This window comes from Fibrobacter sp., assembly GCF_045601785.1.
GTDB lineage: Bacteria > Fibrobacterota > Fibrobacteria > Fibrobacterales > Fibrobacteraceae > Fibrobacter.
The window spans coordinates 31,402-43,051 of the sequence record NZ_JAZSAF010000037.1 but is presented as its reverse complement, the minus strand read 5'-3'; the positions used below and the strand labels follow the sequence as shown (position 1 = coordinate 43,051).

9 protein-coding genes are annotated in these 11,650 nt (G+C 52.2%); all 9 read left to right on the top strand.

Annotated elements, in window-relative coordinates:
- The first annotated feature begins 3 nt into the window (after nt 1-3).
- The 9 genes from ribH (at nt 4) to ACKI61_RS05485 (ending at nt 11,631) form a co-directional block, all read left to right on the top strand.
- A complete protein-coding gene (gene ribH / locus ACKI61_RS05525) occupies nt 4-465 on the top strand; it encodes a 6,7-dimethyl-8-ribityllumazine synthase (protein ID WP_407456791.1) in 462 nt (153 codons plus the stop codon).
- Nucleotides 466-632: 167 nt separating this feature from the next.
- Nucleotides 633-1,067: a transcription antitermination factor NusB gene (nusB, locus tag ACKI61_RS05520; protein ID WP_407456773.1), complete on the top strand. Its 435-nt coding sequence runs from the start codon at nt 633-635 to the stop codon at nt 1,065-1,067.
- 1 nt (nt 1,068) lies between these two features.
- On the top strand, nt 1,069-4,155 hold the full coding sequence (locus tag ACKI61_RS05515; protein ID WP_407456772.1) for a DUF2723 domain-containing protein: 3,087 nt from the start codon (nt 1,069-1,071) through the stop codon (nt 4,153-4,155).
- A gap of 29 nt (nt 4,156-4,184) precedes the next feature.
- Nucleotides 4,185-5,120: a glycosyltransferase family 2 protein gene (locus ACKI61_RS05510; protein WP_407456771.1), complete on the top strand. Its 936-nt coding sequence runs from the start codon at nt 4,185-4,187 to the stop codon at nt 5,118-5,120.
- Nucleotides 5,121-5,132: 12 nt separating this feature from the next.
- Nucleotides 5,133-5,846 carry a polyprenol monophosphomannose synthase gene (locus tag ACKI61_RS05505; RefSeq protein WP_407456770.1) on the top strand — a complete coding sequence of 238 codons (714 nt, stop codon included), beginning with the start codon at nt 5,133-5,135 and terminating at the stop codon, nt 5,844-5,846.
- Nucleotides 5,847-5,851: 5 nt separating this feature from the next.
- Nucleotides 5,852-7,498, top strand: coding sequence for a glycosyltransferase family 2 protein (locus tag ACKI61_RS05500; protein ID WP_407456769.1), 1,647 nt, complete (start codon nt 5,852-5,854; stop codon nt 7,496-7,498).
- Nucleotides 7,499-7,579: 81 nt separating this feature from the next.
- Complete coding sequence (locus tag ACKI61_RS05495) at nt 7,580-7,825, top strand: Trm112 family protein (RefSeq protein WP_407456768.1); 246 nt, start codon at nt 7,580-7,582, stop codon at nt 7,823-7,825.
- 9 nt (nt 7,826-7,834) lie between these two features.
- Entirely contained in the window at nt 7,835-10,519 is a 2,685-nt protein-coding gene (locus ACKI61_RS05490; RefSeq protein ID WP_407456767.1) for a tetratricopeptide repeat protein, read from the top strand.
- Nucleotides 10,519-11,631 carry a type IV pilus twitching motility protein PilT gene (locus ACKI61_RS05485; protein WP_407456766.1) on the top strand — a complete coding sequence of 371 codons (1,113 nt, stop codon included), beginning with the start codon at nt 10,519-10,521 and terminating at the stop codon, nt 11,629-11,631. The genes ACKI61_RS05490 and ACKI61_RS05485 overlap by 1 nt, the downstream gene beginning before the upstream one ends.
- Nucleotides 11,632-11,650 lie beyond the last annotated feature (19 nt).

The window sequence follows — 11,650 nt, the reverse complement described above, 5'->3', positions numbered from 1 at the left end:
ATGGTGAACGAAATCAAGAATTCCCTGAATGGAACGGGCCTCAAGGTGGCAATCGCCGTTGCCCGTTTTAATGAGGTCGTGACGGACAAGCTTCTGGAAGGGGCTCTGCGTCAGCTTGAACTGCTTGGTGTAGCAGACAAGGACATCACCGTCGTGCATGTGCCGGGCGCATTCGAACTCCCGGGCGTATGCCGTCGCCTCGCCGACAGCGGCAAGTACAGTGCCGTGATGGCGCTCGGCGCCGTGATTCGCGGCGAAACCAGCCACTACGACGTGGTGGTAAACGCTTCTACCGGCGGTATCGCAAATATCGCTGCCGAAGGCAAGCTCCCCGTGATTCTTGGAATCCTCACCACCGACACCGTGGACCAGGCGATGAACCGTGCTGGCCTCAAGGCCGGTAACCTTGGCGCAAGCTGGGCGTCTACCGCCGTCGAAATGGCAAATTTGTATAAAGAGGTATGAGTAATGAGCGATGAGGACGCCTTGCTAGGCAAGGCTTTGAGCTAAAGAATGGCGCCTGCGGCGCGATTAAAATGAACTCAAAGGGAACCACAGGCGACCGTGCTCAAACCTCAAAGCGACCGTAGGGCGCGACCTCATACCTGAAACCTTAAACCTGAAACCTGATTATGAAGATTAGTTATAGACCCGCGCGCGTTTTTGCCATGCAGCTTTTGTATGCCATGGAAATTACGGGCCAGACCGCAGGGGAGGCTCTTCCGGGAGTGCTTGAATCCCAGCCCCTTCACGCTGAACAGAAAAAGTATGGGATGAAGCTTGTCGATTTGGTGCAGGCACATCGTGCTGAGTTGGATGAAGAAATCAAGACGGCTGCTGCCCACTGGGAACTCGACCGTATGGCGACCCTGGACCGCATTGTGCTGCGCATTGCGATGGTTGAGCTTTCGTACGTTGCAGAAATACCGATGAAGGTCGCCATTTCTGAAGCGGTGCAGATTGCTGCCAAGTATAGCACCGACAATTCGAGTACCTTTGTGAATGGCCTTTTGACAGGCTTTATGCGTAACCGTGGCATGGTTGTCACCGAATCTAAGGAAAAGTAAGATGCTCAAAGAAAAATGGATGAAGCATATTTTTGCCGGAATCACCTGCCTGGTGGCGTTGGTTGTGTATGTCATGACGATGGCTCCGACGGTTTCCTTCTGGGACTGTGGCGAATTTGTCGCCTGCGCGAATACCTTGGGCATACCGCATCCTCCTGGAACGCCTTTCTTCGTGTTCCTTGCCCGAGCGGTCATCGTGTTGCTTCCGTTCGTGGGTGAAATCGCAAAGCGCGTGAACTACATCTCGGTGGTGAGTTCTGCGGCAACCGTCTATGTGACGGCCCTCTTTGCTTGGGAACTTTTGGCAACGGTGCTCAAGACGGACGCCCTGGCCGAAAAGATTACGGGTAAGGTTCGTACCGCTGTGCTTGGGACCGCAGCCCTTGTTGCCGGTTTCCTTTTGACTTTCTCCGATACGTTCTGGTTTAATGCGGTGGAAGCCGAAGTCTACGGCATCGCCATGTTCATCTTGATGCTCGTGTCTTACCTTGGCCTGGTGTGGTACAACAAGCGAAACGAAGTCTATAGCGACCGCATTCTGATCTTTATCTGTTACATAGCCTTCCTCGGCGTGGGCGCCCACCTCTACACGATGCTCACGGTTCCAGCCGTGTTCGCCCTTTTGCTCGTGGCCGAACCCAAGAAGATTGTGGAACGCATTCCCATCTGGATCACGGGTACGCTTCTTTGCTCCGTGATTTACATGGTGTCCGCCTTTATTGAAATTTCGTTCATTTGCCTGATTGCGCTTTCTATCCTTTGCCTGGTGAAGCCCATCAAGAACCAGGGTGTGCAGCGCAGCATGCGCCTTTCCTTGGCCTTTGCGTTCTTTGCTCTCATCGGTTACAGTACGCACCTTTACATTCCGATTCGCTCGGAACTGAACCCGATTATCGACGAGAACGACCCCGAAATCAACATCCGCGACGATCAGGGCAACCTTCAGCTTGGTAACCTCTTCAAGGATGAAAACTGGGTCGCCTTCAACAACTTTATCGAGCGTAAGCAGTACGGCTCCGAAAGCATGATCAGCCGTGCCTTCTACCGCCGTTCCCGCGTGAGCCACCAGTTCCTCTCCTTCCCGCACATGGGTTATGGCGGATACCAAATGGCTCAGTACCTGCCGTACAAGGTGGGCGATGTGAATTACGCAAACGGAGTCTACACTTTTGATGCAAACGACAACCAGCCGGTGGAACGCTTTGGCATCAAGTTCCCGACCCAGATGAGCTTCATGGGTGATGCGACCCTTCCGCAGTTCATGATGTTCCTGCTCTTTAACGGACTTTTGGTGATGGTCTGCGTCTTTGTCTGGAAGCGTAACCGTCATGTGGGCGTGTTCGTCTCTGCGTTGTATGCGCTCTGCTCTCTTGGACTCCTGTTCTACATCAACTTTGCCGATGGCACCCGTATGGAACAGCGTGAACACGACTACTGGGTGTCCGTGATGAGCCGAAATGTCTCTGACCTGAATGCCCGTGGCCTGGGAATCACGGCACTTCCGGATCCGAACGATCTCATCGACATGCGTCAGAACATTGAATACACCAAGATCCGTATGGAAACCCTCAAGGCCCGCGGAGCAAGTGATGCCCGTCTTGCCGACCTGCAGCGCGAACTTGACGGCTATATGAATTCCGCCGTTTGGCAGAACTGGCAGAAGATTGAAAGTGGCTTTGCCCAGGTGGGTAGCCGCGCTCCGTTCCCCGATGCAGTGCATCTGGAAGTTCGCGAACGTGACTACTTCTACACACCCGCATTCATTTTCATGAGCATGATCTATAGTATCGGTGCCGGTATCCTCGTGTTCCTGGTGGCGACATCCTCCTTTGCCGCCTTTGCAAATCCTGTGGCGGCCCTGCTTGTGCTCGTTTCGTTCCTGGTGCCTTGCGTATCGAACTACAAGGAACACGACCGTTCCGGCCTCTGGGTTCCTTGGGATTACGCTTTTAACCTGCTCAATAGCTGCCGCCCGAATGCCATCTTGTTCACCAATGGTGACAACGATACCTTCCCGCTGTGGTTTGCGCAGGAAGTGGCCGGTATCCGTAAGGATGTTCGCGTGGTGAACCTCTCGCTCGGCAATACCGACTGGTACATCAAGCAGATGCTCGACAACGAACCGATTCTTAAGCTCAGCTATGACAAGGCTGCCATCGACCGCGACATGGTGCTTGACAACAGCTCTGCCTCAAACCCGAACCATCAGGTTTCTACCTGGGTCAAGAATGCTCAGCGCCTGATGCCGCAGCTCAAGAACCGTATCGATGCCATGGAAGGCCAGCAGCTTTCTTCAGCTGACTCTGCCAAGCTTATGCAGTTCAAGGTGCACTACCAGGTGTGGGATGCCTTTACCGAATGGGCCGCCCGTACTCGTAGCGGCATGATGCTCACGCAGCACAAGCTCGTGATTGACCTTGCCCTTCAGAATATGGACAAGCCGATTGAAATTTCGACGACGGTCGGTACATCCAACTTCATGGGCCTTGAAAAGTACATGGTGCAAGAAGGCATGGTCTACAACCTGGTAAAGGGTGACCTTACGCCGAAACGCAATGCATTTGACGCCGCTTACACGGCAGGCTTGATTGACTCTGTGTTCAAGTTCCGTGGCCTGGGTGACGGCACTGCCTATATCAACAGCGAAACAGAACGCCTGCTTTCGGGCTACGTGTCGCTCTACCTGCAGATTTCTTTTGATGCCCGCGACAAGATTGCCGCTCTCCGCAACGAGCATCCGTTCACCGCCGACAAAAAGGCTCAGGTGGATAGCCTTGCCGCATCGGCTGCAAAGTATCTTGAAATGGGCATGAAGCAGTTCCCGTCTGAATGGCGCAACTACTGGGCCGCAGCCTTTGTTTACGAGGCTGCCGGTGAAAAGGCGAAGGCTCAAGATGTGCTGAACCGCGGCCTTGAAAATGTGCCTGCTTACGAAGATGGTGGTAGGGCTCGTCTCTTGATGAGCGGTCGCCAGATTGAGCAGATGTCCGACGAACCCCTGAAGGTCGAGGAGAGCGCTCCCGCCGAACCGGCCGATTCCGCCGAGAAGGATTCTGCAAAGGAACCTGCGGTGGTTGCTGCCAAATAATTGAGTTTGATTAAGGTACGAGGATATTCATGGATTTGAGTCTTGTCATTCCGGTCAAGGAAGAAAGCGAGAACCTTCCTGAACTCTTTAAGGAGATTGTCGCTGCCATTGAACCCACGGGCTATTCGTTCGAAGTCATCATCATTGATGATGGCAGCCGTGATTGCACTTGGGATGTCATCGAAGGCCTTTCCAAGGAGTATTCCTTTGTTCGTGCGTTCCGCTTCCAGTTCAATTGTGGAAAGGCGGCTGGGCTCGCTTTCGGTTTTTCGAAGGCGCGCGGCAAGTATGTGGCGACCTTGGATGGCGACCTGCAGGACGATCCCCTTGAAATTCCGAAGATGATCAAGATTCTGGAAGATGGCTACGATCTTGTTTCGGGCTGGAAGGTTCGCCGACTGGATCCGTGGCACAAGACTTGGCCTTCCAAGTTGTTTAACTTGACGGTCTCGATTGTCTGCGGTCAGCGCCTGCACGACTTCAACTGCGGTATTAAGGCGTACCGCAGTTCCGTGGTGCGCTTTATTCACCTGTATGGCGACTATCACCGCTTTATCCCCGTGATGGCGAAGTGGCAGGGCTTCCGCATTACCGAGATGCCTGTGGCGCACCGTGCCCGCATTCACGGCGTATCCAAGTATGGAGTATCGCGCCTAGTGTCGGGATTCCTGGATTTGGTGTCCCTCATGTTCATGCGCAGCTTTGCTTCGAAGCCGCTTCACTTCTTTGGACTCGTGGGACTGATTTTTATGCTTGTCGGTTTCGGTATTTCGGGCTATTTTGGCTACGAATGGTTTGAAACGGGTGCGCTCCATGTGAGGCCGCTCCTTTTGGCGGGGGGATTCTCGCTGGTGATGGGGGTGCAGTTCATTTCACTTGGACTTTTGGGTGAAATGATGAATGGCAGCAAAAAACAGAGCTACCCGGTGGCCGAAAGCATTCGCGAAATTGTAGATTTAGGTTAGGAGTTGTTGTTTATGGCGTACCCGAAGAGCTTAGTGATTGTGCCTACCTATAACGAGAAGGAAAATATCCTGCTCATTATGTCGGCAATTCTCGAACAGAACGAATGCCTGGAGATCCTGGTGGTCGACGATGGCAGTCCCGATGGAACGGGCGACATGGTCGAAGAAGAGACCAAGAAGAATCCCCGTATTCACCTGCTGCGCCGTAAGGGAAAGATGGGACTTGGCTCTGCCTATGTGACAGGTTTCAAGTGGGCGCTCGAAAGGGACTATGAACGCGTTTTCGAGATGGACGCCGACTTTAGCCATAGCCCAGCTGACTTGAACCGTTTTTTGGAAGCTGCCGAAAATGCGGACCTCGTTCTCGGCAGTCGCTACCAGGCGCATCGCATCAGCGTGGTGAACTGGGACCTGCGCCGCCTGATTCTCAGCTACGGTGCAAATGTCTATACCCGCATTGTGACGAAACTTCCGATTAGCGATGCCACGGGTGGTTTCAAGTGTTTCCGCCGCGAGGCCCTGCAGGCGCTCGACTTGGACAAGATGAAAAGCGACGGATACTGCTTCCAGATAGAGACGACCTTCAAGATTTGGAAAAAGGGCCTCCGCGTCAAGGAAATTCCCATCATCTTCACGGACCGCACCCGCGGAACCTCCAAGATGAGCGGTGGTATTATCTCCGAAGCCTTCTTCCTGGTGCTCAAACTTCGCCTAGGACTTGCTTAGCGCTCATGTATTCCTGTTCCATTATCATTGTAGCCTATAATTCCTGCGATTTCATTCCCGCGTGCCTGAAGTCCGTTCGCGATGCATGCGAGGGTATCGATGCGCAGGTTATTGTGCTTGATAATGGCTCGGTCGAGCCGATTCTGCCCGAAATCAGGCATTTCTTCCCCGAAGTGGAATGGATTGATTCCAAGGAAAACTTGGGCTTTGGAAAGGGCTGTAACCTCGCCGAAAAACGTGCAACCAAGCCGTACCTGTTCTTTATCAATCCCGATACGGTTGTCTCTCGCGATTCCTTTACCAAGGTGCTCGACTTCATGGAAGAGCACCCTGAATCGGGAACGGTGGGCTGCCGTATTCTGAATGAGGATGGCTCGCTCCAGTGGGCCTGTCGCCGTTCGTTCCCGACGATTGTTTCCGCGGTTTCGAAGACGATTGGCCTTGCCGCTCTCTTCCCGAAGAACAAGACCCTTGCAAGCTACAACATGACGTATGCCGACCCGGACGAAGTGACCGAGGTGGATGCCATCAGTGGCTCGTTCTTCTGCATGCGTCGCGACCTGTACGAAAAGCTGGGCGGTTTCGACGAGGACTTTTTCATGTACGGCGAGGACTTGGACCTGTGTTTCAGGGCGAAGGTTGCCGGCTGCAAGAACTACTACACGCCTTCGACGAATATTCTGCATTTCAAGGGCCAGAGCTGCCGTACCCGCCGCTGGGATTCCTACCTGGATTTCTACAAGGCGATGCTTATCTTTGTGCGTAAGCACAAGGACCTTTACTTTGTCCCGAATTTCCTTGTGTCTTTCGGTATCATGTTTGCGGCTTTCGTGGGCATGTTCTCGCGCCTTATCCCGAAGTTCTGGAAGATGTTTCTGGACTTGGGCGTGGTAGCTGTATGGGCTCTTGTATTTTTGCCCGGTTTGGGAAACGATGAATACATTTTTTCTTCCATTAAGAAATCCATAGAGGTTATAACTAAGTTTGAAGACTGGTGGCTTGTCGGCTTGGTCGCCATTATTAATATGGTCTTTCTTGTTTTCCGTGGGGAATACACAGAATCCAGCCTCAAGGGAGAAAAGTTCTTGCGGTACCTTGTGCCGCTGAACCTTCTTGCTGTTGGGGGGTATGAGGCGTTCCGTTACTTTGCACAATTTTCTTATGACCCAGGAGACAGGTCTACAATTTATCCCAATATTGGCTGGTGCGTCTATGTCGTGTGTTCCTGCCTCTTTATCCCGCTCGCTCTCCTTGCCTGGCGCCGTATCGCATTTTGGATAAACTATTTCTACCGCATCTTTGCCAAAAAACGCCACCGCTCCATCTTGCTTGGTGGCCGCGAAGATTCTCTAAACAACTGGTTCGACCGTTACAACGTGATTCCCGGCATCGAAATTCTTGGCTGTGTGAGTTCCGAGCCAGAAATGATTTCCGAAGAAAACCGTCAGCACCTGTTGGGTAACGTGTCTTCAATGGAGTCCATTTGCAACCGGACCGGCTGCAGGGAACTCCTGGTCGTTTCCAATTTTTCGGGATACAGGGAGCCGTTTGACATCAAATGGCTCGATAGCCTTGGCCTCAGGGTATTTTTGCTGATTGGCAACGGAAAAGATGGCAATTATGCCCTGGTAAACCTGAAATACCTGCATTAAATCCATAAATTCTGCTTTTTATTTACACATTGCACGAAAATGATGTTATTTTTTGTGTAAGTATTTGATTATTAAGGTGTTATGTTCGATACAACTCTTTTGGATATTCTTTGCTGCCCTGTGACTAGGGGAAAGCTTAAATTGGCGTCCGATGATGTCGTCGCCAAGGTGAATAACGCAATTTCTGCCGGAACGCTCAAGAACGTATCCGGTGAAAAAGTTTCTGAAATCCTGACCGAGGCTTTGACGACCGAGGATGGTTCCAGGGTGTATCCTGTTCGCGAAGGGATTCCTGTCCTTTTGGCGGACGAAGCCATTTTGCTCTAAGAGGTGAATATGCCGGTAACATTGGATTCTCTCAAAAAATCCGTAGGCAAGAAAAATGCCAATTCCATGGTTTTTGCCTGGTTAGCCGATCTTGAACGAGAAGCGGGGAATTTGGATGCCGCCCTTCAGAGGGTTGATGGTGGCCTCACGCTTTATCCGAACGATGTTGCCGCAAGGCTCGTTCGTTCCAAGATCCTGATGCAGCAGGAAGCCTATGAGCCTTGTGTGCAGGAATGTGAAAAAATTCTCGTGATGGATCCGTTTAACCTCGCTGCGCAGCGCATCATGGGCGATGCCTACGACAAGCTGGGGAACGAGGCCAATCGCAACCGTTGCTACCGTCGCCTTCACGATATGGATCCGCTCAATACCTTCTGGAAAGAAGAATATGATGTCGTTCTGGATGCGCCTGCCGCTGCCGCTACCGCCGCGGCACTGGATACGGGTCTATCCTTCTCTGACAGCACTTCGGATATGGACTTTAACCTTTCCGAAAGCGAACCCGCTTCTCTGCAGGATGCTTCGTTAGAAGCCCCTGTAGACCAGATGGCTGAGTCCACTGGTACAGATGAATCCATGGGTGATGTTAAGGACGAATTTGCGGCTCTTACGGAAGAATCCGCTCCGGACCAGGACGACCCGTTTGCATCTCTTGCCGCCATGCTTCCCAATGGTGACTCGGCTGACGACTCCGCCATGGAAGACCTATCTGCATCGCTTGATTCTGCAATGGAATCGATCAATAACGAAGCGCCTATCGATATTCCGGTAGATGATTTCGGCGAAGAAGAGAATATTTCTGGAAACGATGTGGGATCGGCTCTTTCCGATATGTTTGGCTTGGAAGACGATCTGGAAGCAGATACACCGACCGAAAACGCAAGTCCGTTCTCGGCTCATACGGCAACACCGGATATCCCTGCTAGTATCGACGACAACGCTCAGTCCAATGCAGAATCTGTCTTTAGCTCGACACCCGTAGCCGACAAGCCGCAGAGTATCGACGATGCTTTCGGCGATATCTTTGGCGAAGACGAACTCCCCGAAGAACTTCCGCAGACCGCTCCTGCTACCGAGGATGCTCCTGCTGAAACGGTGTCTGCTATCGACGAACCTTCCGAAGATGCGGGCCTGTTTGAAAAGTCTGCCGCATTTGATTCTGCTGCAACTGAAGCCCCTGCAGCCGACAAACCGCAGAGCATTGACGATGCTTTCGGCGATATCTTTGGTGAAGACGAGCTTCCGGAGGAAAAGCCGCAGAATGTCGAGCCTGCCGAAGAACTTGCTTCTGCTGAAAGCATCTCTGATTTAGCAGAGCCTGCAACCGACTTGACGGAACCGGCAGCCGAAGATTTGGAAATGCCTGCCGACGAGGGTGGACTATTTGAAAAATCTGCCGATGCGGACATGAATCTTGCCGCTTCTGAAAAGCCTGCAGAACCTGCTCCGGCAGACGATGTCCCGACGAGTGTCGACAATGCTTTTGACTCAATCTTTGGTGAAGATGAACTGCCGACCGAGGATAGCGGTCTGTTTGAAAAGTCCGCGGAATCTGAAACGCTCGAAGTGGCTGATAAATCTTCCGCTATTGATGATGCTCCCGCTGAGCTTGGAGAAGACCTTGCTGTGGCTGAAGACGAAGCCCCTGCAACGGAAGAAGGCTCTGCAGACTCTCTGGACGAAGCTGAACTTGAATCGTTGGAACTTCCTGAGGAACCGGTTGCTCCGGCTGAAGAACCCGTTGCGGACTTGAATGAACCTTCCGAAGATCTTGCTCCCGAAGTTGCGGCACCTGAAGATGCTGCACCCGCTGCAGATAATGCGTTCAGCGTCGATAACGCTTTCGATTCCCTGTTTGGTTCCGAAGATGACCTTCCCGAGGAAAAGCCAGCTGAAGAATTGGAAAGTGCCGCCCCTGCTGAAACTGCAGAAGAAAGCGTTTCTTTGGCAGACCAGGTAAACCAGGCCGAAGAAGAATTGGAACTCCCAGAAACGAAGCCCGAATCTTCGGACTTGGCCAAGGAAATGGGCGGGGCCTTTGCTTCGATGTTTGGCAATGTGGACGATGATCTCGACTTGCCTGAGACTCCGGCGCAGACGGATCAGCCTGAAGAAGCGGTTGAGCCCGAAACTACGATTGCAGACGATGTTTCTGCTAAGGCCGAGGAAGATGAACTCACAAAGGATCTCGACGATTCCTTTGATAATTTGTTCGGAAAAGAGGATGACCTGGAGCTCCCATCTGAAGCAGCCCCTGCCGAACCTGATGCGGCTCCGGCAGAACAGGAACCTGTTCAGGCCGAGTCTGAACCTGCTTCGGATCTCGATTCCTTGGAATCTGAAGTTTCGGGTGCATTCAAGGGCCTTTTCGATATGGACGATGATTCGCTTTCCGAAGAAAGCAAGCCGTCCAACAAGGGTGTCGATTTTCTGATGTCGGGGGATTCCGATGATGAAATTTCTGCTGGTCTTATCAACAATCCTGATGCTCCGCTTGATCGCGGTGCCACGGACTTGGATGAAAGCCTGAATACTCGCACTCTGGCTGAAATCTACTTTGACCAGGGACTTTATGCCAAGGCTCTTGAAATCTACAAGGATCTGGCTCAAAAGGAACCTGAAAACGAAGAAATTGCAAAGCGCCTTGCAGAGGTGGAAAAACTTTACAACGATAAGTTTGGGGGTGAAGCTTAATGGCTGATCAGCAACCGCAGCTCCGCATTGAAAAGCTGCTTCGCGAAATGGTGAATCGCGGTGCATCCGATATGCACTTGCGAGTGGGCGTTCCGCCTGTATACCGTATCAATGGCGCCTTGCAACGCCCCTTTGATATTCGTGTCGACTCGCTGATGATGGATTCCTTCTTGGATGATATCATGAACCGTGACCAGAAGCAGCGCTTTGAAACAAACAAGGAATGCGACTTTGCTGTGGGTGCCCGCGACATGGGACGCTTCCGTGTGAATGTTTTCCGGCAGCGTGGAACGATTGCTGTGGTGATCCGCCATATCAAGGCGAAAATCCCTGCGTTCGAAGATTTGCATCTTCCCGATGTAATTCGTGAAATGTCGCTCACTAAGCGTGGTCTGGTGCTCGTGACCGGTACGACCGGTTCCGGCAAGTCGACGACTCTTGCTGCGATGCTGGATTACATCAACCAAAACGAATCGGTGAACATCATTACAGTCGAAGACCCGATCGAATACCTTTATCGCGACAACAAGTCAATCATTTCGCAGCGTGAAATTGGCGTGGATACGCTTTCTTATGCGAACGCCTTGCGCGCGGCGCTCCGTCAGGACCCCGATGTGCTTCTGGTGGGCGAAATCCGTGACCTTGAAACCATGCAGATTGCTATGACTGCTGCCGATACGGGCCACATGGTGTTTGCGACAATCCATACCACGAACGCCACTGAAACGATCCACCGTGTGCTTTCGATGTATCCGCCGCACCAGCATGACGAAATCCGTCTGCTACTCTCCGAAGTTCTGGCGGGTATTATTTCGCTTCGTCTTTTGCCCACCAAGGATGGCAAGGGCCGTGTGCCGGCTGCCGAAATTCTAGTGAATACGGCTGCCATTCAGGAATACATCGAAGACAAGGACAAGAATGACCTGATTGAACAGGCCATTGCCGAAGGCCACATGCAGTACCATAGCCAGACGTTTGACCAGGCCTTGCTGGCCCTTTACGAAAGCGATCAGATTTCTCTGGAAACGGCCATGGCCGCCGCGACGAACCCCGATGACTTCGATCTTAAGATTCGCGGTATTTCGGGTACTTCTGAACGTAGCTGGATGTAGTTTCAATAGTATTGAATCC